The organism is Mesorhizobium sp. P2_F8, assembly GCF_056403655.1.
Genome location: NZ_JBFUFB010000030.1, coordinates 1 through 25,095 on the forward strand (window position 1 = coordinate 1; position 25,095 = coordinate 25,095).

The following is a 25,095-nucleotide window of genomic DNA, read 5'->3' on the forward strand; positions in this document are numbered from 1 at the left end:
ACACCGACGTCCACCATGATATATCATATTTAAACTCGAGGTCATTTGCCTGAAGACGCATGCCCAAAATCCCGCCGGACAGATCCTTTACCAGACTGTTTCGAACCTATTTGCATAGCGTGCTGTTCTGGCGCTGGATCGTGAAAGCAGCTGGTGAGGTATTTCCTGGTCACACTTCAGAAATCAGTCACTAACTGGGCCAGGTGACGGCCAGCGCGCGATCGTTTTGTTGTTGAGAGGGAGGGCAGTCAGGCATGAGAAAATCCATGGCCACGAAGATATTTCTGGTAACAGGCGCAGCAAGTGGTATCGGCGCCGCGATCGCGAGGTTGGTAGTCGACCGAGGTCATAAAGTCGTCGTGGCAGATATCAACGAGGCAGGGGCGCGGAGCGTTGCTGAGGCATTGGGTGACAATGCCATGGCCGCGAAGCTTGATATCCGCTTGCCGCAAGAATGGGAAAGCGTCGTCGACGCTGCCTATGCTCGATTTGGCGCCTTGGACGTTCTTGTCAACAACGCGGCCGTGGTCCACACCGGGCTGACAAAAGATGTATCGCTGGCGAAGCATGAGCAGACGATGACGGTCAACGTCATTGGGCCGATGCTCGGAATGCTGGCGGTTCTTCCTCGTTTCCGGCAGCAGCAATCAGGGCACATTGTGACCATCTGCAGCATGACCGCGTTCCTCCCCTTCCCCGGCATTGCCAGCTATGCAGCCTCCAAACATGCATTGCGTGCAATTCATTTTGGGGTGGCCATGGAAGAGCGGCACGAGCCGATTAATTTCACCATCGTTCATCCAAGCTCGACTGAAACTCCCATGCTGGAGGAAGAGGCCAGGACGGGGGTAGCACTGGCTTTCGCAGTGCCATCATGGAAACCGGAAGATGTTGCCGAGATCGTACTGGCTGCCATCAAAAACCAAAAACAGGAAGTCTGCATACCTGCCTCTCGTGGCCGCCTCGTCAAGTCGATAGGCGGAAGTCCCCGAAAGCTTTTCGAGATGGTCGAAAGAAACGAAAAAATAGGTGCGAAAAACCTTACGGAACGTCTAAGTGTGGCAAAGACGATAAGCTGACGGTCCCTTGGACGTAGACTGCCTCAGGGATAAGTTAGCGAGGAAAGGGTAAGCAATGGGAACGCACTGGACGCGGCTTGGAGAATGAAATGAGCCTAGCCGACGAAACGGAAGACCAGGCTTCCATGGGTTTGTCGCGCGACAGCCTGTCGGCGATGATCTATGACAGTCTCAAATCCAACTTGATGACAAGTGCCTACGAACCTGGTGAGCGGCTCAATATCAGGCGCCTGGCGATCAGCTTCGACACATCCCCTACCCCGGTGCGCGAAGCCGTCATGCAACTTGTGAGGGACGGTGGACTTGAGCTGCGGCCGGGACACGAACTGCGTGTACCGATTCTTTCGGTGGACCGATACCTGAAGATACGTCAGGTGCGAGCTCCTTTGGAGCGTCTGGCAACGGAACTGGCGGCCCCCCGGATATCCAACGACGTTCTGGCGAAATTGGCGCAGGTGAACGATAAATTCCTGGCGGCTGAAGAAGCAGGCCATTGGAAAGTCGCCCTCTCCTTCAACACGGAATTTCACTTCCTGGTTTATGCTACCTCGGGAAATGAAATTCTTGTAAAGGCAATTGAGAATTTATGGCTCCAGACGGGTCCCTTTCTGATAAATCAGTATCCTTCGGCAATTCACCCCCACGATGAACACCACCCCCACCTGGAGCTCATCGATGCGCTGCGGCGCCGCGCTTCTGCCGAGGCGGGCGAGATCGTCCTGCGCGGGATGGAAAAAGGCTCTGCACTGATCATCGACAAGCTGAAACGGGACCCGCGGTAGGCCACCCGAAACCAAGAAAACATCGCGGGAGAAGCTTTGTCGTGAACGCGTGGATATATCATATGAACTAGAGCGAAATCTCGTATACGTCCAATACATCAAGGAACTTGGCTGAAAGGAATTTATCGTGTCATCCGCAGAACGGCTAAAAGAATTGGGCATCGAGCTGCCTGCTTTGGGCGCGCCAAAGTATACCTATGTGCCTTTTCGAAGGGCGGGGGATATCGTCTTCCTGGCTGGACAAGTACCTCGTTTGCCCGACGGCTCGTACCTCACCGGGAAAGTTGGTGGTGATTGCTCCCTAGAGGACGGGAAAGAGGCAGCGCGTCTCTGCGGGTTGCATATGCTGACGTCCGCGCAAGCAGTGACCGGCTCACTGGATGACATCGAATTCTTGAAGGTCTTCGGGATGGTGAACGCGGCTCCCGACTTTCGCGATCATGGGGTGGTGATCGAAGGCTGCTCTCAGTTGCTGGTCGAGGTTCTTGCCGAGCGTGGTCAACACGCTCGATCCGCGGTCGGGATGGGATCCCTGCCCGGCAACATCCGTGTCGAAATCGAAGCCGTTCTCCGGGTAGTGAAATAGATTTGGGTAAGTGGCATGCGTGTCATCACGGACAAGCTTACGTTCCCCGAAGGCCCGATTGCGTTTTCAGATGGCTCCGTCATGGTCGTCGACATTATCGAGCAAACCCTTGTCCGAGTATCACGGGACGGGGAAATCGCGGTAGTCGCCAAGGTTCCGGGCGGGCCAAACGGGGCAGCTGTTGGGCCAGACGGCAAGATATTCATTTGCAACAATGGTGGTATGGACTGGGTCGAAGAGCAAAAAGGACGATTTCGACCAGCCTTGCAGAGCTCCGGATATACGGGCGGCAGCATTGACGTCGTGAATCCTGCCAACGGGTCCGTCCGCCGTCTTTACGATCGCTGCTCGGACAACCAGTTGCGCGGCCCCAATGATCTTGTATTCGACGGAGACGGAGGCTTCTGGTTCACGGATATGGGGAAACGCCGTCCTCGAGAGATGGACCTTGGGTTCGTCTATTGGGCGGCAAGCGACGGTTCAGAAATTAAAGAGGTCATCTCTGGTCTGATCACGCCCAACGGCATCGCCCTCTCACCTGACGGAAAGACACTTTATGTCGCCGAGACTATCCCAGGTCGAATATGGGCATATCCCGTAATCGGTCCAGGAGAGGTGCGAAAGCAGCCATGGCCTTCCCCGGCCGGCGGAATACTCTTTGCCGGTCCTGGTGGACGAACCCGGCTTGACGGCTTGGCGGTGGCAGAATCGGGAGCCGTCTATGCTGCTGCGCTGGACATGTGTGCGATCCTTGAATTTACCGGAGATCTGAAGAGCCATGTCGTTCACCCCATTCCCGATCTGATGGTGACGAACCTCTGCTTTGGCGGTTCGGACATGCATACCTGTTATGTAACATTGTCTCACGAGGGTAGACTGGCCGCGTTTAATTGGCACGAAGCCGGCCTGAAGCTTAACTATCAATCCTGAAAGCCAGGTACGTCACCGAGACGACGCTTGCTCGTCTTGATATATCATGCAGAAAAGAAGCCGACTCGTTCTTCGAGCAGGCATGGAGCCGCAGGAAAAGATGAAAATCACCAACATTCGTACCACCCCGCTGCATTGCAGGTTCAAGCAGGATTACCATTGGGCAGATGGCATAACGTTATGCTCGCCCGTGATTCTTATCGAGGTTGAGACGGACGAAGGTGTTGTCGGCATTGCCGAGTCTGGAGCAGGGCCCACCATCGAGCCGATGTTAGCCATCCTTCAGGACGCGATACCCCATTTCATCGGCAAATCGGTCTACGATGGCAACAAGCTCATCTGGGACTACTTTCGGACCGGGTTCAAGGCCCGAGGAGCCGGCAGTCAGTACCGATACTTCTCACGCACCATGTCGGGCATCGAGCTTGCAATGTGGGATGCGATCGGCAAAGGCCTGGGGCAGCCGGTATGCAACATCCTAGGGGGAGCCCTGCACGACAAGGTGGGCTATTTTGGTTTCGTTCAGGGGGATACACCGCAACAGCTTGCCGATGACGCGAAACAGTTGGTTGAGCAGGGATATCCAGTTCTCTATGTGAAAGTCGGGCGCGACGACAAGCTCGATTTGGAGATCGTCCGGGCCGTGCGGGAGGTGGCTCCAGATGTTCGCCTTCGCCTGGACGCGAACGAAGCGTGGGACACGCTACGTGCTGTGCGCATGATGGAAAAGCTCAAAGCGTTCGATATTGAGATCATGGAGCAGCCAGTTCCCGGTATTGGAGGAGCAGATGCACTTCTGCGGCTCCGCCACGTCGGGATGCCGCTGTCTGCCGATCAAAGTGTGTATCTGCCGGAAGAAGTATATGCGATGTGCAGCACCCGCGCCGTCGAGTCGGTTGTCCTGGGACTGCACGAAACTTGCGGCGCTCTGCGGTGGCGTAAAGCGGCAGCGATCGCCGAAGCGGCAAATGTAAGAATCAATATCCACGGAATTTTCGAAACCGGCATCACGACCTGCATCGCTAATCAGGTTGGTTCAACGGTCCCCAATCTGGACGATGCCAACCAGATCATGTGGCAGTTGCTTGAGGAAGACATAATCGAGAGTCCGAATCTTACGCCTGTGAATGGATTTCTGCCGGTGTCGAAGAAGCCTGGATACGGATTCGAACTGAATCGAGATGCGGTCGGCCGCGCTGCCGAAGCCTATCTCAAGCAAAAACGCTAAAGCACGATGCCGAAAAGTGTGAAGCGCTTTTCGGACGGCATGTCGACTTGAAGCCGGATTCAGATCTCAGGAGACGCTGCCCCGGCGGCCGTGCGAGGTCTGCTGGGGAAATTCCGGCAGCATCGTGCGGCCAGCCCAGAGGAATTGCCGGCAACCGGAGGCGTGCTCGGAGTTTCGTTGTGGCTTGCCTATTCAACCGGACTGGTATTGGGCCCGGGTCTTCCGCAGACTGTGACGCCTGCCCCATTTCGGGATATTTTGTTATTGATACAGCCCGAGGGCGCTATATCGATTCGCCGCGCCGGAGTGAGGAGCGATCAATGCCAACCGCTATCAGGGCAAGTGGGCCCGCCGACGAGCTCGAGACCGTAGGGTCGGTTGGGATCAGCAGGAACACGTTCGCCGACCGAATTTATGCACAGCTGCGCATTGCGTTGATGTCGGGTCGCTACGAACCGGGAAGCCGGCTCAATATTCGGCAACTCGCCACCGCTTACGAGACCTCTCAGACACCCGTCCGAGAAGCGGTCCTGCAATTGGTGGCGGAGGGCGCGCTGGAACTCAAACTAGGCCATCAGCCTCGCGTTCCCATCCTCTCTATCGGCAGATATATTGAGATACGCGAGACGCGCGCTCCGTTGGAGCGGTTGGCGTCCGAACTCAGCACTGTCAACATGACACGCCAAGACATCGAGCTGCTGGAAAGGCACCAGACTGAATTCATGGCGGCGGAGGCCGCGGAGGATTGGAAGGCAGCTCTCGCGGCAAACCAGTCATTCCACTTTGCGATATACCGTAAGTCGAACAACCAGGTCCTGGTGCGGGTGATCGAGAATCTGTGGCTATTGGCTGGCCCGTTCGTGAACAATCAATATCCCTATGCCAAGCCACTTGCCTTCGAAGTTCACCCCCACGATCTGATCATCGACGCTTTGAAGCGTCGGTCACCGACCGAGGCCGGTGAATTGGTGGTGCGCGATCTTCGCGATGGCTCATACAGAATTTTGGAAAAGCTCAAGTCACAATCCGGCTCGAGGCGTAGGCAGCAAGAAAAATAGTGCCTCGTGCCTGCAACGAGTCCCGTCGGCTCCACGGAAGCGGTTGGGCAGGTGCCGATATCCGATCTGGGCAGAGCCCTCGCGATACCCCGGTGCGCCTGATGACATGGCGCACGTAACCACGGCGGGCCGCCTGAGACGCCCTGACTCGAAAATACCTTTCCGCCCGTTCTGCTATTTTAGCGCGAGCGCGTTGGCTGTCGAGCCGGAGCCGCCCAGCTTGTTTAGCGGTGCGGAAACAAACATTCCTTCATAGCGGCCGTCTTCTTCGCAATCCGCGGCCAGGGCGTCCAATGCGAACATTTCCCCGATGGCGGTGCCCAGCATCGGAATGAGCCGGTAATGTAGGAAGCCATCGGCATCTGTTGGGTCGAAGGGCTGAACTTCCAAGGCAGGGTTGTCGCCGGCAACAGCAGCTACACCCTTGTTCCATATCCAACGTGCGGTCTCTTCCGACCGMGAAAGTCCGCAGGCGGCGAACTGATCGTCGGTTGCCATCTGCTCGCGCGTTGCGGAATCGACACTTTCGTACCACTGGATCCAGCCGAACCGCAGGAGCAGTATGTCTCCTATATTCAGCTTGGATTTCTGCCTGGCAAGACAGGCGTCGATTTCAGCGACCGTTATAGGATCGGGATATCCCGGTTGGATCGGCCGTCCGACCGCCTGTCGAAAGCGAGCAAGGTCCGCTAACACAAACCGGCCGACGATGCCTCGGGTGGCCCAGTTCTCGATACCCAGCCGCGTTCCCGGGAGCCCCGTTATGTCATGTTCCTGAAAGCCTTGGTAAAACCCATGAACAGGGTGGCGGATATGCGAAAGACTGTCCCACTGGGAGGAGCATTGGGGGAAGAACCCCTCATACATGTCGTCTGTGCCGGAACTATCGAAATTAATGGTGTGCTGCATGTTTCGGCGGCCAAAGAGTGCRGGGTTGGGAAGATCAAGGGACCAATTTAGAGAAAAGACCGCCCCCTTCGAGACCAGAGCAACTCCGCTTAAGACACGCTCCGGCGTCAACAAACCGACACTTCCAAGCTGGTCATCGCGGCCATAGACGTTCCAGGATGACCCTGCGGGCACGCTGCCCTCGAGGCCAAGCTGGTCGTAGGGGATGCGGGTTTCGAAATTTGACACTTTTTCCTCCAACGAATCCTATCAATCATCAGGCTTCATCCGCCGAGAAACGTCACTGGACGAGATCCCTCGGCCCAACCGACGATCTCGTCTCAGTTCCGTGGCTCACGTTCTGAACGGAAACTCCTGACACATCACGACAGCGTCGGGCCGACTGATCTGCCGGAGTTTTGACCATGGCGAGAAGGGCTCCTCCAGTGCCGATGACGGCCGAGCCAAGCAACACGCCAGTTCCCGCGACCTCATCAAAGAACACCCTACCAACCCCGAGAATACCAGCAGGCTGTAATCGATCGCGCGCCACAATCGACAGCCATGCGCTTCTGTACCCTTAGGCTCCAACGTTGTCGTATCGCGCTCTGTCGTCGCGTTCGTTCATCATGTTGCCAAAACCGTATGCAAGCGGGGCGCATTACATATCGTGAATTGCGCGACTAAGAGTGCAATTTGCGATTCATTGCCAAATTTCCCGCCGTCGCTTCCGATAACTTTTCATTGTGCGGCGCATTCGGAATCGCCGGGGTCGAGGTCTCAAAAAAATCATTGAGCCGTCACCACGGGCTTACCTCATTGAAGACGATCAGCCACCGCCGCGAAGCCGATTTCGGCGGCAAACAGGGTCGCTTCAATATCGGCGTCAGTGTGGGCAGCACACAGAAACATGTTGTGTTTGGGATGGACATAAACGCCGTGCGTCAATAATGTACTGCAGAACAGTTCACCTTTGCTGCCGTCGTGGTCTTCGTCAAACAAGATGAGTGGCATCTGGACGGGACCAGTTTGTCGCAAGACCATGCCAGCCTTGGCTGCACGAGCATTCAATCCGTCGCGGAGTTTGTTCCCGAGGCGGATCAGATGCTGCACCACGTTGTCCCGGCGGGCTATCTGGAGCGTGGCCACTGCGGCCGCCATTGCGACTGACCCGCACCAGAACGATCCCGTCACGAAGATGCGCGACGCGGCTTCGCGAAGCCAATCCGCCCCTGTTACCGCCGCCAGTGGATAACCATTTGCAATCGCCTTGCTCCATGCCGAGAGGTCAGGGCGGACCCCAATTGCTTCCCAACTGCCGGCCAGATCGAGGCGCAGGCCAGCCCTCACCTCGTCGATGATAAGCGCGGCGCCGTTGCGATCGCAGATTTCGCGCATCGCGCGCGCGAATTCTGGGGTCGCCATCGCCTGATCCTTGCCGAAATCGTGGCGGAACGCCGAAACCAGGATGGCTGCCAGATCGCCCTTGGCCGCTTCCGCCGCGCTTCGCAGGCTCGAGACGTTGTTGAATTCATAGGTGCCCAAATGAACTCGGTCCTCCGCGGTGACACCAAGGACAGAGGGCGAGCACCAAGGCACTGCGCCATGATAAGCGCCCTGGGCAACCAACACCTTGCGCCTGCCGGTCGATGCGCGAGCGATGGTCAGGCACGTCGTAGTCGCATCCGTCCCGTTCTTCTGGAACTGCACCCAATCAGCGGCAGCAATCATACTGGTAAAAAGTTCCGCGAGATCAACCAGCGCATCTGTCGGACCGTTCAGGCAATCGCCACTGGCCGCCTGCCGTGCTGCCGCGGCCTCGACCTCCGGTTGGCGATAGCCCAAATAATTCGGCCCCCAGGCGCACATGAAGTCCACATAGCGTCGGCCGTTGACGTCCCAGAGTGCGGAGCCCTCGCCCTTCTTGAAGAACTGCGGATATCCAGCCGGCAGCTTGGCCGCGTTTAAGTGACCCCACATGCCACCGGGAATAACCCGCAGCGCTCTTTCGCGTAGGAGTTTGTCTGCTGATTGAATGACTTCAGGCATCTTCGTCCCTGTTCCAGTCCGGCGCGCTGCGCCTACCAAGAGTGCCGCCCCTCGGGTATAGATTTATCCACCAAGCGGCGGCTCGCTGCCGTTGAGCGCCATGGCTGATTTTTGCCTGCTCCGCGACCCACAGAAACGGCGGCCGCGGAGCACATCATCGCCTTGGGAGGCAAACGATTTAGGAAGCTTCGAAACAGCGCGTGGACTGTTTTGAAAACCAGCAATATGATATATCATGTTGGCGTTGGCCGTCAATCAATCTCTCCAGTTTGATTCAGGCAGCAGGGCCATCGAGCGCGCCATAGAGGACGAAAAGCGCCGCGTCCGCAACTGATCAGCAGGGGATGACATTTGGGAGCTGCCGCAGATGTGGCCGTGCTAGGTTCCCTCGCCTGCCTGCCAGCACGTGGCAAGGTCACCACACACATTGTCTTTGAGGGAGACCGTGCTGCATACCGGCATAGACTGCCGGACGCCCGCATCGCGCGACGCGCAAGTCTTCTGTTTTTGATTGTGCAAAGAGACCGCCGTCGGCTGTCGTCACCTTCAAGCGCAGAACGCGTGCTAGCCCTACGCAGCCGTCGACAGGGCGATAAATCGCTCCAGGTGGAAATCAGCGTCGCCGAAGCGGTGTTCGATCATGGTGAGCCGCTTCGCGAGATGGCCAAGCGCGTATTCCATGGTAATGCCAATTCCGCCGTGCATCTGGATTGCCTCCTCGACCACGATGCGTGATACCCGGCCAATAAGATTTTTTGCGGCACTCACTTGCAGTTCGCGCTCGCCACGCGGTGCGTCCAGATGTCCGCACACGTTGATGGCGGCCGAGCGGGCCTGCTCGATTTCGATTAGCATGTCGGCCATGCGATGCTGAAGGGCCTGGAATTTCCCAATTGGCTGGCCGAACTGCTTGCGGGTTCGCAGGTACTCCACCGTAAGATGCTTGATGCTCTCCATAAGCCCCACGGCTTCAGCACATTGGGCGGCCACAGCGCGGGCATGCACAGCCTCGATGGCGTCAAAAGCACCGCCCACTTCGCCCAAGCGCTGGCTATCGGGAACCGCCACACCATCCAGGCTCAATTCCGCGGCGCGACCGCCGCCATTGAGCGGATAAGATCGCAAGGCAAGTCCATCCGAATCCAGCGGGATCACGAAAAGGGTAATGCCTTTTCGCTCGTCGGCTTCTCCCGAGACTCGCGCGCTGACTACCGCGAGGCTCGCCGCCGGTGCGGCCACAACCAGGGACTTGCCGCCAGAAAGCACCCAACGTCCATCCTGCCTGGTGGCGCGTGTCTCAACGTGAGCAAGATCGTAACGGCCGCCTTGCTCTGTGTGAGCCAGAGTGACAATGCGGCCCGAAATGATCTCCCCGACCAGCGCAAGCTGGTCAGCGGTCGCAAGCGATGCGATGAGGCCGCCGGCGAGGATGCCAGCTTCCATCAAGGGTTCGAAGACACCGGCGCGACCGAGTTCCTCGAAGACGACAGACAGGTCGAAGCCTGACCCGCCGAATCCGCCGACTTGGTCAGCAAAAAGGGCGCCCGGGACACCCATCTCGACCAGTCCGTCCCAGAGCTCCTTGGAGTGCCCTTGTGGACTCTCCGTCGCCTGAAAAAGGATTTCCTGCGTGACAAATCCACGCAAAAACCGCCGCAGGCTGTCCTGCAGCATCTGGCGTTCTCCAGTGAGATCGAAGTTCATATCATAGCTCCAGAATGGCTTTGGCGATAATCTGCCGCTGAACCTCGTTGGAACCGCCGTAGATGGAGAGCTTCCTGTTGTTGAAGTAGCTCTGTGTGGCAGCCATCGCGTAGGCCGGACCGATCGAGGCCGCGTTGGAACCCTCGTCAAGCAATTCGGAGATGAAGGGGATTGCATTGGGACCAGCGGCCTGGCGGGTAAGCTTGTTCAACTCCTGGCGGATGATCGTGCCCTTGACCTTGAGCATCGAACTTTCGGCCCCCGGGGCCTGCCCGGCGGCTGCTTTGGCAACTACCCTTAGGTTCGTGGTTGCCATCGCCATCAAATCGATCTCGACTTGCGCGATCCGGGCCGCAAAGAGAGGGTTGTCAATCAGCTTGCGGTGGCCATCCGGCTCAGTTGCGGCGACGCGCTTGAGATTGGCGAGAGCCGCGCGAGCCATGCCCACCCCGGCAAGATTCGTGCGCTCATGGGTCAATAGATACTTCGCATAGGTCCAGCCCATGTTCTCCTCTCCCACGAGGTTCTCGGCTGGCACACGGACATTGTCGAACCAGACTTCATTTACTTCCGCCTCGCCGTCCATCAGCACTATCGGACGGACGCTGACGCCGGGTGCTCGCATGTCGACGAGCAGAAACGAAATCCCTTCTTGTGGCTTGCCCTCCTTTGACGTCCGGACAAGGCAGAAGATCATGTTTGCGTGCTGGGCAAGGGTCGTCCAGGTCTTCTGGCCATTGACGACATAGTGATCGCCGTCGCGCGCCGCGGAGGTCTTGACGCTTGCCAGGTCGGACCCGGCACCGGGCTCCGAGTAGCCTTGGCACCACCAGTCCTCGCCATTCAGAATGCGCGGGAGCCAATAGTCCTTCTGCTGCTGTGTGCCAAAATTCTGCAGGACCGGTCCCAGCATGCTGAGGCCGAAGGGCAAGATTCGCGGAGCATGAGAGCGCGATGCTTCCTCTTCGAATATATGGCGCTGAACTGCATCCCAACCGGGGCCGCCATATTCCTTCGGCCAACTCGTCGCGAGCCAACCTCGCCGGTTCAAAGCCGCATGCCATGTCTCGTGGTCGTTTTTGGTGAGACGCTGGCCGGATGCGACTTTGGCCGCGATTCTTTTCGGGAGCTCCCGGTCAAGGAAAAGTCGGACCTCTTCGCGAAATGCGAGCTCTTGCGCGGTATAGGCCAGATCCATGGTTCTTATCCGTTCAAAGTGGCAAAAATGGCGTTATCGGCCACCAGACGCTCAAGCAGTGGAGCGGGAGCCCAGAAGAACGGATCGTCTTGGGCCCAGCCTCGGATGTCCGCGAGAAGGTTCGGAAGGCCAGCGGCATCCGCCCAGTGCATCGGTCCGCCGCGATAACGTGGGAACCCGTAACCGAACAGGAGCACTGCATCGACATCGAGCGGTCGAGCTGCGATTTTCTCGTCGATTACACGGGCGGCTTCATTCACCATCGCAGCCATGTAGCGGCGCTGGATTTCGGCGTCGGTGAAGTTGCGCGCTATGATGCCTTCTTTGGCGCGATAACGCGCGATCATGTCATCTACGTCGTGATCTGGCACACCAGGACGACCGCGTTCGGCGTAGATGTAGTAGCCACGACCTGCCTTCTGGCCGAGCCGCCCCATGTGATAAAGTTCATCCGCCCATTCCGGCACAACGTCGCGAGGATCCCGCGTCGAGGCCTTGCGCTGTCGGGTCAGAAAACCGATGTCGAGGCCGGCCAGATCGGCGACGGCAAAGGGTCCCATTGCCAAGCCGAAGTCCAGCATTGCCCGGTCGACCTGATACGGGCTTGCGCCCGCCAGCACCATCCTGTCGGCGGCGCCCCGAACACGCGCCAAGATGCGGTTGCCGATAAAGCCGTCGCACACGCCGGACCGTACGCAAACCTTGCCCAGCTTCTTGCCCACGGCAAAGGTCGTCGCAACCACATCGGGCTTGGTTGCATCTGCGACAATCACCTCCAGAAGCTTCATTACATGTGCCGGCGAGAAGAAGTGGAGGCCAACCACATCGCCAGGGCGGCGAGTGATCGAGGCGATCTCGTTGACATCGAGATAAGAAGTGTTGGTCGCCAGAATTGCCCCCGGCTTCATCACCGCGTCCAGCTGCGCAAATACGTCCTTCTWCACATCCATGGATTCGAAGACCGCCTCTATGACGAGATCGGCCTGGGAGAGCACGGCGTATTCGGTCACGCATGCCAAGCTCCCAGACAAGATCGTCGTGCGTTCCGCTTCCGACAGCTTGCCGCGTCCAACGGCGGCCGTCAGGTAGCCCTCGATCGTTGCGCGCGCCCGCGCCGCGGCCGGGTCGTCACGCTCGACAAGGCAAACGTCATAGCCGGCCAGCAAGGCTGCTGTCGCAATCCCCGCTCCCATCGTGCCACCGCCGATCACACCTACCCGCGCCACATTTCGTGGGTTGACGCCGTTCAGCGCCGTTAGGCGGGAGACCTTGCGCTCAAGGAAGAATGCATGGATGAGGCCTGCCCTTTGCGGCGTTTGCATCAGCGCCATGAACAAACGGCGTTCCTCGGCCAGACCTTCTTTGAAGGGACGCGTGGCCGCTTCAATGGCATCTACGACAAAGAAGGGCGCGACCAGGCCCCCGGCAGTCTTCTGAAGCTTCGTCCGGGCACCGGATATTGCGTCGGGATCGGCCGCGGGTGCAGGCATTTCGCTTACGCGGCGCGGGCCCTTTCCAGCCTTCAGAAGGTCATTTGCGAAAGCGAGCCCTGCCACGCGCACATCGCCATCGCCAATCCTGTCTATGAGCCCGAGTTCGAGCGCTGCCGTCTCTGAAATGGGAGCTCCCGGAACGATAAAATCGAGCGCCTTTGCCACTCCGGCAAGGCGTGTCACGCGCTGCGTGCCGCCTGCACCTGGCAACAGGCCGAGAGTAACCTCGGGCAAGCCCAGTTTAGTGCTCTGCATGGCCAGCCGATAGTGGCAGCCAAGGGCAAGCTCAAGCCCTCCACCGAGACTGACTGCGTGCATCGCCGCCACAATCGGTTTGGCAGAGCTTTCTACGTGATTTACCAGATCGGGAAGCAGCGGCTTTAGGGGCGGCTTCCCAAACTCGTTAATGTCAGCGCCACCAACGAACATGCGTCCGGCGCCTATGACGAGCGCAATGCCGACGTTCGCATCCTCGCTAAAGCGGTCTATCGCGCGCCACAGCATTGATCTGACTTCATGGCCCAAGGCGTTGGCGGCCCCGTTGCGGATGGTGATGACGGCTATCCGCCCCTCTCGCTCATAGCTTACCAGTGGATCCATTGGTCGCGTCCAGAAATCGGAATTTAATTCCATATATCGAATTTTCTTCGCGCTGACCAGTGTCCTTCGGGCGGACTGAGAGCGCGGTGCCATTCGTTGGCGCCACTGATAAAAGCGGCCCCACCGAACCAGGCAGACAGCCCTCTCGGCAGCAACTCGCACCGACGCGAGATCTGCTCTGCGGCACAGGTGTGCAGGCGGAAATGACCCATTTCGTGTTGCCTGACGACGTGGATCTCGAACTCTGCCGATTGTCGGTGAAGGCTGGCCGAAGCCTGCCACGCCCTTCCGACCGCACCGCTGTCAATTGCCAATTCTTGCGGCAGTTAACTCGGTCGCGAATTCCACAGCGATATTACGCGGCAAATCCACCTTTGGCATCAATCCGCTCCCCGAACCGTCAGAATCCGCTCGATGAGCCTGCGACACTGCTGGCGAGCGTCGTAAAGGTTCGCGATCTGAACAGGGGCGACTCCGTCGGCCATTCTTCAACCTGACGAGCGCCGGCGGCACGCCAAATCGCGCTTGTCGCGATCGGCTATGCCAGAGGCTATCAATGGGCAAACAGCAACCGGGGTCTTGTCGCTTTCGGCCGACAGATCGCGCCTGTGGTGGGCCGCGCCTCCATGGACCTGACCGCAGTCGATCTCACCAGTCTGGGCTTCGTTGACGAGGGTACCGTTGTCGGAATCGTCGCCCGAGTATTCCTATCGCCGATTTGCCGAGCAGGCTGGTACGAGCGAACATGAGGCACTCATCGCACTTGGCCGCGCATGTCGCCGTATCCATTTGGGCGTCGATTCAGCGACCCGACCGGAAACAAGGGCAGTCACCCCGACGCTTAAGCGTTCTCCAGCAGATCCTGTAATTGCTGCTTCGTCCTCAGCAATGCATCACCCACGGTGGTCAGACAATCGTCACGCGAGACGATATCGGAAATGCCCCCACATGTGAGAGCAACGAGCGGCGATCCGTCGGTCGGCCGGAAAGCAACTCCGATGGCGTTGATGTAGCTGTACCAAGTCCCAAATGAACAGACGAAGCCGCGCGTTCTGTAGCTCTGGATCGCCTCCTCGACACTATCTCGGATCGCGTTCGCATTGGCGGGCTCCCGCGCGATCAGTTGGGCAAGCAATTCCTCGCGCGCTTGCGGTATCATCTCCGCCAAATAGGCCAAGCCCATCGCGGTGCGCCAGATCGGTAACTGTGAGCCCACATTAAGTTGCAGCGTCACCGGCCCGAACGCACGGCAGTTGGCCAAATAGATCATCTCGAGTCCACTACGGGCGCCGAGCGCTGCTGCGACGCCCGTTTTGTCAGCCAGCCCCTGCAACAAAGGCTGGACCATGCGTACGACCGGGATAGAGCTCATCGCTGAATAGCCAAGCGAGATGGTTGAGGGGCCGATGGAGTAACGGCCCAGGGATTCGTTGTAGATGAGGTAACCACTGCTCGCCAGAGCATAGGTCAAGCGCGACACGGTGGCTTTCGGAAGCCCGGTGCGTTCGATCAAATCCTGGTTGCCCAATGTCGACTCGCTCGCCTTGAAAGCCCGCAAGATTTCCAAACCTCGCAGGAGCGAACCGGCGGCGACGCCTTCTTCCCCGCCATTGGCATCCTCCGCTGATTTGGAACGCTTTCTCATCGTCACCTCCTGAGGTTCCGCGGCAACTTTAGCCGCAATTGGGTCGAATACAATGGAATTTAATTCCATTCAGTTGACGCGCAAGGTACCAGATGGCATTAGTAACGCAAAATCGCACCCTGCCGCCGGGCACTACAGACGAGCCACATCATCAAACGGCCGAACTGCTTGCTTCCGACATCTCGACCCAGTTTGCAGTCGGGATCGATCGGAATCAGACAGGTAGGACGGGCGATCAGCTCGACTGCGTCGCCGGGACAGAGGGGTCGCAACCGAAACCCGTTTGCGGCGGACATCTCGAGGAGACCAGCAATGGAGAAGACAGAGCTGCCGCTGGACGGAATCAAGGTGCTGGATTTGRCGCGGGTGTTGGCCGGTCCCTGGCTGACGATGTCACTCGGCGATCTGGGTGCCGAAGTCTGGAAGATCGAGAGTGTGGCCGGGGGCGACGACACACGGGCATGGTCAGTTCCAAACTACATGGGGGTGAGTACCTATTATCTCTGCGCCAACCGCGGCAAGCAAAGTGTGGCTGTCGATCTGAAATCGCCGCAAGGGCGTGAAATCATCTTGAAGCTGGCCAGCAAAGCTGACGTCGTGGTGGAAAATTTCCGTGCAGGAACGATGAAGCGGTTGGGCCTAAGCTATGAAACGCTTCGCGACATTAATCCGGCCCTCGTTTTCTGCTCGATCTCGGGCTACGGCCAGAGCGGACCGGAAAGCGATCGTCCCGGTTATGATTTCATTATGCAGGCAGAAAGCGGACTGATGTCGATCACTGGCGCGGCCGATGGACCGCCCAATCGGCTGGGGGTGGCTTTCACGGATGTCGTCGCGGGCATGGTTGCTACACAATCGGTCTTGGCGGCGCTCTATCAGCGACGCGATACGGGCAAAGGCCAGTTTATCGACATAGCCCTGATCGAGAGCACGTTGAACATGCTGATCAACGTCGGAACAGGCTACTTAAACGCCGGCGTGGATGGGTTCCGATATGGCAATGCTCATCCTAGCGTGGTGCCTTACCAGTTGTTTGAATGCTTGGACGGCTTCTTTGCGCTGGCAGTGGGCAACGACCGGATGTTCAAGGATTTCTGCATCCAGGTCATCGACCGACCGGATCTGGCCGAAAATCCACGCTTCGTCACGGCGCATCAACGTGCGCTGAACCGCGAAGACCTCTTGGCAGCCCTTGGAGAGGCGCTTTGCAAAAATTCGGTTGAACACTGGCTCGATGCCTGTCGCAGTGCGTCTGTGCCAGCGGGTCGCGTGCATACGGTCTCCCAGGCCCTGGCAACGCCCACGGTGATCGAAAGGGGGATTATTCAGTCCTTGAAGCATCCCGAACTCGGTACTATCCGCTTGATCAGTCCGGCCCATGGCCTCGCTGGCCAGAAAAACCGCGTGCAGAAGGCTCCCCCCCTGCTTGGCGAGGATACCCGCGCCGTTCTTGAGATTGTCCTTGGCTATGACGATAGCCAGATAGACCACCTGCTTCGAACTGGCGTCGTCTATTGCCACGGCGCAGCGGCACTACAGGCCCAGGCGTCGGAGGGCGCTGCGCAATGAGCCGTGCCTTCGCCGCACAGGGGCTTGCGGTTCTTCGCGCTCTTGGCCTGCCAGACGACGCGCCGCACGTGAATCCCAATGGAGGCGCCATCGCGGTGGGCCACCCTCTTGGGGCTTCGGGCGCTCGACTGGCGCTCACAGTCGCCCACGAACTGAAGCGCCGAAATGGTCGCTTTGCGCTTTGCACAATGTGCATTGGAGTCGGTCAGGGGATCGCTCTCATTCATGGAAAGGCCCTGAGCCGGAATATGCGCGCCCCATTGATCCCGCCTGGACGTCACGCATCACGAGGAAAGTCGATATGAGCAACTATCCCGACGTAAACCTTTACATCAACGGATCATGGCGGCCCGCAGAAGAGGAGCGTTGGATCCCGGTGACCGATCCATCCAGTGGGCAGGAAATTGGTCGCGTCGCCAATGCCTCGCAAAATGATTTGGACGATGCGCTGGCCGCGGCCGACGAGGGGTTCAAGATTTGGAGCCGGACTTCACCGTTCGAGCGCGCCAAGCTCATGCGTCGCGCCGCGGACCTGCTGCGCCAGCAAGTGGACGAGATTTCACATTGGATGACCCTGGAGCAGGGCAAACCCCTGGCACAGTCGCGGCTTGAAACATTGGCCGGGGCAGACATCATCGACTGGTTTGCGGGCGAGGCCCAACGTACCTATGGCCAGGTCATCCCGGCGCGCGCGAGCGACGTGCTGCAGATAACAATCAAGCTGCCCGTCGGGCCGGTGGCAGCGTTCACGCCCTGGAACTTTCCTATCAACCAGATTGTTCGCAAACTCTCGGCCGCCGTGGCTGCAGGGTGCTCCATCATCATCAAGGCGCCCGTGGAGACACCTGCAAGCCCGGCGGGTCTCGTTCGTGCCTTTGCAGACGCCGGCTTTCCTGCTGGCGTCGTCAACCTTGTGAACGGACGCTCACCCGAGATCTCGCGCTATCTGATACCCCATCCTGTCATTCGCAAGATAAGCTTCACCGGGTCGACTCCAGTTGGCAAGGAGCTTGCAGCGCTTGCTGGACTGCACATGAAGCGCGCCACCATGGAGCTTGGCGGTCACGCTCCGGTTGTGGTGGCGGCCGATGCCGATCTTGACCTCGCTGTTTCCACGATGGTGCCGTTCAAGTTCAGGAATGCTGGGCAGGTATGCGTTTCCCCCACCCGGTTTCTCGTCCACGAGACGCTGGCTGAGGAGTTCACCCAGCGTTTCACCGCCGCCTCAAAATCGATCAAGACTGGAAACGGCTTTGAAAGCACAACGGAGATGGGTCCGCTGATCAACGAGAAGCGTGTCGCAACGATAGACGGGCTGGTGGCCGACGCGGTCAAGAAGGGCGCCAAACTGATGACGGGTGGCAGGCGGATCGGGAACCAGGGCTGTTTCTACGAACCAACCGTCATTTCAGATGTGCCGGTCTCCGCGCAGATCATGAACGAAGAACCGTTCGGCCCGGTGGCAATAATCAATCGCTTTTCGACGATCGACGAAGCCATCACGGAGAGCAACCGCCTTCCTTTCGGATTGGCAGCATATGCCTTTACCCGTGATACCGCACTGGCGACGCGTCTGGGCAACGAAATTCAATCTGGCATGACCGCAATCAATCACCTCGGCCTTGCTCTTCCCGAAGTGCCGTTCGGCGGTGTCAGGGATTCGGGCTACGGTACGGAAGGCGGGTCGGAAGCGATCGAGGCCTATCTGGAAACGCGCTTCATCAGCCGCAAAGGATAGCTGCGGGAACATTATGGAAATTAATTCCATTTTCGGTTGAACGGCCGGCTCTGAAGTGGCAGAGCTAGAGACGGCTCGCCTATCGCACTTCCGGCGGTTGGCGAGCCTTGACCACGCGCAGCCGAATAGACGCGATCGGGAGAAGCCAGATGACCGTCCCTGAAAGACCACAGATGAATGGCGCGCAAAGTCTCGTCCACACGCTGGTTGCGGGTGGAATCGATACCTGCTTCGCCAACCCTGGAACCAGCGAGATGCACTTTGTCGCAGCGCTCGACCAGATTCCCGGGATTCGCTGCGTTCTCGGCCTGCAGGAAAACATCGTGACCGGGATGGCGGACGGCTTTTATCGGATAGCTGACCGCCCGGCGACCAGCCTGCTGCATTGTGGACCGGGTCTCGCGAACGGCCTGGCCAATCTGCATAATGCTCGCCGTGCTCGCAGCGGCATCGTTAATATCATCGGCGATCAAGCGACATGGCACCGTCCCTTTGACGCACCACTAACGACCGATACCGAAGGCCTGGCTCGGTTCAGTTCAGACTGGGTGAGGACGACGACCCGTTCGGCCGACGTCGGCCGTGACGCAGCCTGTGCCATGCAAGTCGCCCGCCGCGCGGGGGGTGGCGTCGCTACGCTAATTCTCCCGTCGGACGCATCGTGGGACCAAGGTGGCGTAGCGGCTTCATCGCTGCCAGATCTCGCTCCAACCGCGCCTGATCCACATGCCATCGGCACTGCGGCCCGAATATTGCGCGAGCATGGCGAAACGACGCTGATCCTGCTTGGCGGCCGAGCCATGCTGGTCGGGGCGCAAGAAGCCAGCTGGCGGCTTGTGCAGGCCACCGGAGCCGAAATGATGGGAGAATACGTCTGCGCGCGCATGTCGCGGGGACGTGGTCGTGTTCCGCTCAATCGAGTCCCCTACGCTCAGGCACCGGCGCAAAAGGCATTGTGGCGGTACAGTCACATCATTCTGGTAGGCGCCCGCCCACCTGTGGGCTTCTTCGGTTATCCGGGACAGCCATCGATCCATCACAACCCAGAAACACTTTTCCACGTCTTGTCGCGGCCCGATCAGGATCCTGCCACCGCCCTTACCGACCTAGCGGAAACCCTGAACGCCCCAAAAGCCGCGATCCCGGACGCGGGCCCGCGCCCCGACCCGATCGTTGGCGCACCAACTCCCGAAGGCCTTGCCCGCACCTTGGCCGCGATCATGCCCGAGAATGCTATCGTTTCCGACGAAAGCGTCTCCTTCGGTCGCGGATTCTACGAGCATACGTTTGCAGCGCCACAGCATGACTGGCTGCATTTGACGGGAGGGGCAATTGGCGACGGCCTGCCTGTCGCGACGGGCGCCGCGATCGGCGCGGGAGGCCGACGGCGTGTTATCGGTCTGCAAGCGGACGGTTCGGCGATGTACTCATTGCAGTCGTTGTGGACGCAAGCACGCGAGCGTCTTCCGGTGACTACTGTTATACTTGCAAATCGCAAATACAAAATATTGATCAATGAATACGCGGGAGTTGGCGCAAGCCCTGGTCCGACGGCGATGAGCATGCTGGATTTGACGAACCCGGAACTCGATTGGGTGAAAATCGCCAACGGCATGGGTGTCGAGGCAGCCTGGACCGACACGCTGGAAGGCTGCGCCGACCTGATGAGACAAAGCTTCGCGAGCCAAGCTCCCTTTCTGATCGAACTAGCAATCTGACCTGTAGCCAAGCGGACGATGCTATGTGGCCAAACGGGACCCGACCACTTTCCGTAGCGCGCGATGGTTCTTGCCCGACGATATGCGAACTTTGAGCCATCGCACTCGCGACGGCAAGCTCGCGACTGCCATCCTGAACACATGGAGCGAACTAAACCCGTGTCGTAGCCATTCCAAAATGCAGGTGGACGTCAAGCCAGGAATCCTACAGGCGGGTGGTTTTCCGTTGGAATTGCCTGCAATGGCGCTTGGCGAGGTGTTCTTGAAACCTCGACCATGCTCTTCGCAACGTGCCCGAATGCAGGCTGAAGAATCATGGGTGGCTGCGTCAAAACAGTCCCGGGTTGCTGATGGCAGCATTTGCTTTATCGATGCCATCCGGGAGCTTGCCGCGATCTCGGCCATCTTACCCTTGAGCGCGTCGCTAAAATGCTTGGAAGGCCGCAGTCCCCAGCAGCACTTCGATGCTGCCGCTGATTATTGATTCGTCTAGCAGGCGGACGGACTGAGGCGAATAACTATCAGCACATGAACCAGAAGCTCTTCGTCTTTCTGGACGAGCTTATGCCATAATACATCTCTGAGAGTTAAGCATCCGGCAAGGTTCCGTTACAAGGGCCTCGCAACAGGCCCGCCTGCCCTGCGAACTGCTGGCCGCGCGACACCACTTGGTGCGAAATTGTGGCTCAGCATGGTGAAAGGCTACAGATACCTGGCTCGGATGGAAACCTTGACAGAGTCGAGCAGCACCGCCGCCAGGACAAGAGCGCCCTGGATCATTTGCGTGTACTGCGGCGGCATGCCGAGAAGATTGATTGCTGTTCGGATGGAACTCAGCAGCAGGACACCGGCAAAGACGCCCGACAAACGCCCAACCCCTCCCTTGAGGCTGACGCCGCCAATGACAACCGCGGCGAAGGCCTCGAACAGMATGCCGATGCCGAGATTTGCAGTGGCCCCGGCGGACCGAGCAGCAAGCAGCCAACCGGCAAAGGCAGCAAGCATCCCGCAGATCACAAAACTCCAAACGGCGATGCGCCCCGTGTTGATGCCTGCCCGGAACGGCGCTACCGCATTGCCGCCGTAGAGATACACATATCTGCCGAACGGTGTTTTGGAGAGAATGAAGGTAAAGACCAGGAAGATGCCGATGGTGATCCAGGCCAGCGCGGGAATTCCGAGCAAATGAGCCGTTGCGATCAGACGCAGTTCCGCCGGCATTCCGAAGATTCCCCTGCCGCCGCTGAACGCAACGACCGATCCGCGAAGAAAGATGTAGGTGGCCAAAGTCGCAATGAATGCGTTGATCCCGAATTTGAGCACGATCATGGAATTGAAGAGGCCAATACACGCGCCAAGCACGAGCGCCATCACAAGCGTTGCGGGAACAACGAGCCAGGGCAGACCAAAGAAACCTTCAGTTCCGGACGCGGCGCCTATCGCTGCTGTTAGCATGGCGGAAAGCGCCATGGTGGATTCGATGGATAGATCCATTTGTCCTGCGATGATGGCGATCGACAGACCGACGGCCAATATGCCAACGAAGGTGGATTGCTCCAAAATATTGAGGAAAATGCCCGTCTGTGCATATCCTGGAATCAACAGACAGAACGCCGCCAACAGGGCGAGCAAGATCAGCCAGACGGCGTGCTGCAGGACGACCTCGAGTAAACGATGGTTGCGCACCCTTGGCGGGAATGCCTCCAGTGTCTTGGCAGTGTCCATTTTATTCCTCTGATCTTCGTATGGGCGCAACCCGGTGGCCCCGGTCGAGGGCCACCGGCAGTCGCAGTCACTTCACCGGTTCGACTTTTTGCGGCGGCAACTTCAGATTTGCCCAATGGAGCGGATCGTCGACATTTTCTTTGGTTACCAAGGCGCCCGGTATTTTCAGGTTCGGACCCCATGCCTCGTCCGTTAGCACAGACTTGAGCCCCAAGACTTCGTATTCGCCCGCCTTGAGTGGCTCGCCCCGGATGATCTTGTCGAGGAACATGGCTACCCCATAGGCCTGTGCGAACATCGGCGCTCCCACGGCAACCTGCTGCCACCCGGCGCGTATCTGAGCCAGGCCGCCGATGTCGCCGTCGGCGTCGAGCATCAGGATGTCGCCTGGCTTCTTGCCGGCCGCCTGCAATACGGCAACGACCGCCGAAGCCAGGTATCCCGAGTGATAGAAGATGAGATCGACATCAGGATTTGTCTGCAGGTAGTCTTGCGCGATGTTGGCAGCGTTGGTCGGCTCCCACTGCATGGCCGCCTTGGTTTCTATCTTCACATCGGGATAGGCAGCCATGATTTCGTCGAAGGCACCCTTGACGCTGACCGAATAGGAATCCCCGGGATCGCCGGTGATTTGCAGGACCTTGCCTTTCACCGCCCCTTTGCGCTCTGTCAGCAGGCGAATGGTCTGCTTGGCGGCGTCATGGCCAATCTCGATCGTGCCAGCGACGGAGGTGAGCGCGAGTTTGGCGGAGGTAATGGGCCGGTCGAACGCAATGACCGGGATTCCCGCCGCCTGTGCGCGCTCGACGCCGGGAACCACTGCGTCGAAGTCCACGGCGGCAATCACCATGGCTTTCGGCTTTAGATTGATGACGTTGTCAATCTGGTTCAGTTGTACGTCAGATTTATTGGTGGCATCGAGCGTCGTCACCTTGTAACCGATCTGGTCAAGGAAATGCGCCATCACCTTGGCTGACTCTGGATAGAAGGGGCCTCCCGAGTCAGGGATAAGATAGTATATCTCGCCCTTGTCCTGAGCTGTGGCGAATACCGGTGCAAGTATCAAAAATAATACAGACATCAGTATAGACACGGCGGATTTCAGCATGTTCACTCCTCCCGGTTAATATTGTCAGTTATGGGAACTTGCTTTGGCTTTGTCCCGGTTATGATCCGGACGATTTCCTCAGGCGAGGTATCGACGGTGTTCACGTCGCCCACGACCGATCCCTGCCGCATGACCACCATGCGGTCCGCGATTTCGAATGCATGAGACATGTTGTGGGTGACGATGATGACTGCGATGCCCTTGCTACGGACATCGCGGATTGTGTCGAGGCTGCGCCGAACCTGTTCGACGCCAAGGGCGGCGAACGGCTCATCAAGAACGACAAGCTTGCCGCCCCAATGGACAAAACGGTTGAGTTCGATGGCCTGTCGCTGACCCCCGGATAGGTGTTCCGCATTCATCTTGACCGAGGGAATCCGCGTGCCGGCCTGCCGGAGGACACTCTCGGTGACCTGACGCATCTCCGCTTCCTGAAGGATCGGAATGCCGAGAACACGGCGGACGATTTCACGACCCATGAAGAAGTTCGCGACAACGTCGACGTTCATGCAGATGGAAAGGTCTTGATAGACCGTTTCAATGCCGAGTTGCTTCGCGTCCTGCGGGGAATTCAGGTGCCTATCCGCACCATCGAACAGGTAGCGGCCGCTTGTCGGCCGCAAGCCACCCGAAATAATTTTCACCAAGGTGGATTTGCCGGCGCCATTGTCGCCCAGCAGCGCAACGACCTCTCCCCTGCGCACGGAAAGATCAACGTGCTCGATGGCGGTTACAGCCCCAAAGGTCTTCGAAATTCCCTGAAGCCGCAACAATTCTCGATCCATGGGCCAATCTCGTTGTCAGCGTTTTGCAAGATGATATATCATCTTTAAGTTTTGGCTCAATGGCAAGAGAAAAATCGCCACCATTCTTTGCGCTGAGCCTTAAAGCGGTCCTTGCCAACTCAATCCCCGACCACGGACGGCTACTCGGCCTGCTGCTGCTATGCTGCGGATTCGGGGTGAAGGGCGTCGACATAAGGGAGTCTCGACTCTTCGAGCCCGGACTTTACAACAAACGAGGTGCCGATTGCCCACAGAGCGCATGATATATCACGTTAGCGTTTCGGACCGACCATATCGATGACGTCCACGACACGATCCTCAGCGCAGGCACTTGAGGCCAGACTGCCGGAACTATCGGGTTCGTGGAAATCAGGCGATCCTAACTTAAAACCGCGTCGGAAGCAGGCCAGATTTCCGCCCAGTCGTGCACGGCTCATCGAAGCGTTGGGAACGCAACTGGGCATAATCACGGCGTCACCGGATTGCCGTGATTTCGTCTGGACTCGGCCTGTCGATTGTAAGGAGAGCTAGGCCATGCTGTTCCCCGCCAGGGCCTTCGGAGAGGTGCTCTTCTTCAGCGCGCGGCAGCTCGCACGGCTTCTTCAGCCACGGCTTTGACCGCGGCCCAATCCGAGGCTTCAATCAATTGTTTAGGCGCCATGTACATGCCGCCCGCGGCAAAGACATTCGGCTGGCTGAGAACCTCGCGAATTGTTTCGTTTGAGATTCCGCCCGTCGGGCAAAAGCTGACATCGGGGAACAAGGGGGCGAGGTGCTGAAGCCATCGCAAGCCGCCGTTGAGATCCGATGGGAAGCATTTTAGCTCGGAGTAGCCATGCTCCCGTGCCACAAGCACTTCAGTCGGGGTTGTAGCGCCCGGCAAGAACGGGAGCCCGACCTCATCTGCGGCGTTGGCAAGTGAGGGCGAAAACGCAGGGCTGACAAAAAAGCGCGCTCCTGCATCACGCGCCGCTGCAAATTGCTCCGGCCGCGTCAATGTCCCTGCTCCTACGACGGCTTCCTTCGCGCGCGCCGCCATCGTTTCGATGACCGCGAGCGCACATGGGCTTCTGAGTGTCACCTCGATGGTCTTGATGCCCGCCTCTTCGAGAGCGTCGAGGAGGGGAACGGCATGACTAAGCTGTTCGACATGGAGAATGGCGATCAGCCGCGACGTTTTGCTTAGCAGCTCATCGAAACGTCGTGGCGATG

The 25,095-nt window shown here is 58.5% G+C and carries 20 protein-coding genes and 2 pseudogenes; 12 read left to right on the top strand and 10 right to left on the bottom strand.

The features are described 5' to 3' along the window. Nucleotides 1-266: 266 nt before the first annotated feature. The 6 genes from AC1DZP_RS33745 to AC1DZP_RS33770 all read left to right on the top strand — a co-directional run bounded on the left by AC1DZP_RS33745 (nt 267) and on the right by AC1DZP_RS33770 (nt 5,663). Nucleotides 267-1,079, top strand: a complete 813-nt coding sequence (locus AC1DZP_RS33745) for an SDR family NAD(P)-dependent oxidoreductase (protein ID WP_477308434.1) — start codon at nt 267-269, stop codon at nt 1,077-1,079. Between the two features lie 89 nt (nt 1,080-1,168). Continuing rightward, the gene (locus tag AC1DZP_RS33750; protein WP_477237744.1) at nt 1,169-1,861 is read left to right on the top strand and encodes a GntR family transcriptional regulator; all 693 of its coding nucleotides are present in this window, start codon (nt 1,169-1,171) and stop codon (nt 1,859-1,861) included. A gap of 127 nt (nt 1,862-1,988) precedes the next feature. Continuing rightward, nucleotides 1,989-2,447, top strand: a complete 459-nt coding sequence (locus AC1DZP_RS33755) for a RidA family protein (RefSeq protein ID WP_477237742.1) — start codon at nt 1,989-1,991, stop codon at nt 2,445-2,447. A 15-nt stretch (nt 2,448-2,462) separates the two neighbouring features. Next, the gene (locus AC1DZP_RS33760; protein WP_477308436.1) at nt 2,463-3,377 is read left to right on the top strand and encodes an SMP-30/gluconolactonase/LRE family protein; all 915 of its coding nucleotides are present in this window, start codon (nt 2,463-2,465) and stop codon (nt 3,375-3,377) included. A gap of 100 nt (nt 3,378-3,477) precedes the next feature. Beyond that, complete coding sequence (locus AC1DZP_RS33765) at nt 3,478-4,605, top strand: mandelate racemase/muconate lactonizing enzyme family protein (protein ID WP_436260260.1); 1,128 nt, start codon at nt 3,478-3,480, stop codon at nt 4,603-4,605. Between the two features lie 320 nt (nt 4,606-4,925). Then, entirely contained in the window at nt 4,926-5,663 is a 738-nt protein-coding gene (locus AC1DZP_RS33770) for a GntR family transcriptional regulator (protein ID WP_477308438.1), read from the top strand. Between the two features lie 174 nt (nt 5,664-5,837). Here the strand turns inward: AC1DZP_RS33770 and AC1DZP_RS33775 are convergent, their stop codons facing one another. The 5 genes from AC1DZP_RS33775 to AC1DZP_RS33795 all read right to left on the bottom strand — a co-directional run bounded on the left by AC1DZP_RS33775 (nt 5,838) and on the right by AC1DZP_RS33795 (nt 13,595). Continuing rightward, nucleotides 5,838-6,800: a cyclase family protein gene (locus AC1DZP_RS33775; protein ID WP_477237736.1), complete on the bottom strand. Its 963-nt coding sequence runs from the start codon at nt 6,798-6,800 to the stop codon at nt 5,838-5,840. 567 nt (nt 6,801-7,367) lie between these two features. After that, nucleotides 7,368-8,600, bottom strand: a complete 1,233-nt coding sequence (locus AC1DZP_RS33780) for an aminotransferase class III-fold pyridoxal phosphate-dependent enzyme (RefSeq protein ID WP_477308440.1) — start codon at nt 8,598-8,600, stop codon at nt 7,368-7,370. 570 nt (nt 8,601-9,170) lie between these two features. Continuing rightward, entirely contained in the window at nt 9,171-10,304 is a 1,134-nt protein-coding gene (locus AC1DZP_RS33785; protein WP_477308442.1) for an acyl-CoA dehydrogenase family protein, read from the bottom strand. Between the two features lies 1 nt (nt 10,305). Continuing rightward, complete coding sequence (locus tag AC1DZP_RS33790) at nt 10,306-11,502, bottom strand: acyl-CoA dehydrogenase family protein (RefSeq protein WP_477308444.1); 1,197 nt, start codon at nt 11,500-11,502, stop codon at nt 10,306-10,308. A gap of 5 nt (nt 11,503-11,507) precedes the next feature. After that, nucleotides 11,508-13,595: a 3-hydroxyacyl-CoA dehydrogenase NAD-binding domain-containing protein gene (locus tag AC1DZP_RS33795; protein WP_477308446.1), complete on the bottom strand. Its 2,088-nt coding sequence runs from the start codon at nt 13,593-13,595 to the stop codon at nt 11,508-11,510. A 512-nt stretch (nt 13,596-14,107) separates the two neighbouring features. Here AC1DZP_RS33795 and AC1DZP_RS33800 point away from each other — a divergent pair. Beyond that, a pseudogene (locus AC1DZP_RS33800) lies at nt 14,108-14,344 on the top strand (alanine racemase C-terminal domain-containing protein); the annotation flags it as partial. A gap of 92 nt (nt 14,345-14,436) precedes the next feature. On the opposite strand, the gene AC1DZP_RS33805 reads toward AC1DZP_RS33800, so the two are convergent. After that, nucleotides 14,437-15,240: an IclR family transcriptional regulator gene (locus tag AC1DZP_RS33805; protein ID WP_436260267.1), complete on the bottom strand. Its 804-nt coding sequence runs from the start codon at nt 15,238-15,240 to the stop codon at nt 14,437-14,439. Nucleotides 15,241-15,552: 312 nt separating this feature from the next. On the opposite strand from AC1DZP_RS33805, the gene AC1DZP_RS33810 reads away from it, so the two are divergent. The 5 genes and pseudogenes from AC1DZP_RS33810 to AC1DZP_RS33830 all read left to right on the top strand — a co-directional run bounded on the left by AC1DZP_RS33810 (nt 15,553) and on the right by AC1DZP_RS33830 (nt 20,749). After that, nucleotides 15,553-16,809, top strand: coding sequence for a CaiB/BaiF CoA transferase family protein (locus tag AC1DZP_RS33810; RefSeq protein WP_477308448.1), 1,257 nt, complete (start codon nt 15,553-15,555; stop codon nt 16,807-16,809). Next, nucleotides 16,731-17,033, top strand: a pseudogene (locus AC1DZP_RS33815) (3-oxoadipyl-CoA thiolase); the annotation flags it as partial. The gene AC1DZP_RS33810 and the pseudogene AC1DZP_RS33815, both read left to right, overlap by 79 nt. Before the next feature lie 77 nt (nt 17,034-17,110). Then, entirely contained in the window at nt 17,111-18,547 is a 1,437-nt protein-coding gene (locus AC1DZP_RS33820) for an NAD-dependent succinate-semialdehyde dehydrogenase (protein WP_436260269.1), read from the top strand. Nucleotides 18,548-18,696: 149 nt separating this feature from the next. Continuing rightward, on the top strand, nt 18,697-20,265 hold the full coding sequence (locus AC1DZP_RS33825; RefSeq protein WP_477308449.1) for an acetolactate synthase large subunit: 1,569 nt from the start codon (nt 18,697-18,699) through the stop codon (nt 20,263-20,265). Nucleotides 20,266-20,335: 70 nt separating this feature from the next. Next, the gene (locus AC1DZP_RS33830; protein ID WP_477308451.1) at nt 20,336-20,749 is read left to right on the top strand and encodes a hypothetical protein; all 414 of its coding nucleotides are present in this window, start codon (nt 20,336-20,338) and stop codon (nt 20,747-20,749) included. Nucleotides 20,750-20,967: 218 nt separating this feature from the next. Here the strand turns inward: AC1DZP_RS33830 and AC1DZP_RS33835 are convergent, their stop codons facing one another. From AC1DZP_RS33835 to eda, 4 genes are all read right to left on the bottom strand, one after another. Further along, the gene (locus tag AC1DZP_RS33835) at nt 20,968-21,990 is read right to left on the bottom strand and encodes an ABC transporter permease (RefSeq protein ID WP_477308453.1); all 1,023 of its coding nucleotides are present in this window, start codon (nt 21,988-21,990) and stop codon (nt 20,968-20,970) included. A 67-nt stretch (nt 21,991-22,057) separates the two neighbouring features. After that, on the bottom strand, nt 22,058-23,098 hold the full coding sequence (locus AC1DZP_RS33840) for a sugar ABC transporter substrate-binding protein (protein WP_477308455.1): 1,041 nt from the start codon (nt 23,096-23,098) through the stop codon (nt 22,058-22,060). Between the two features lie 2 nt (nt 23,099-23,100). Then, a complete protein-coding gene (locus tag AC1DZP_RS33845) occupies nt 23,101-23,883 on the bottom strand; it encodes an ATP-binding cassette domain-containing protein (RefSeq protein ID WP_477308457.1) in 783 nt (260 codons plus the stop codon). A gap of 574 nt (nt 23,884-24,457) precedes the next feature. Next, nucleotides 24,458-25,095: bifunctional 4-hydroxy-2-oxoglutarate aldolase/2-dehydro-3-deoxy-phosphogluconate aldolase (gene eda, locus AC1DZP_RS33850; RefSeq protein ID WP_477308459.1), on the bottom strand; the 638-nt coding region annotated here is incomplete at its 5' end.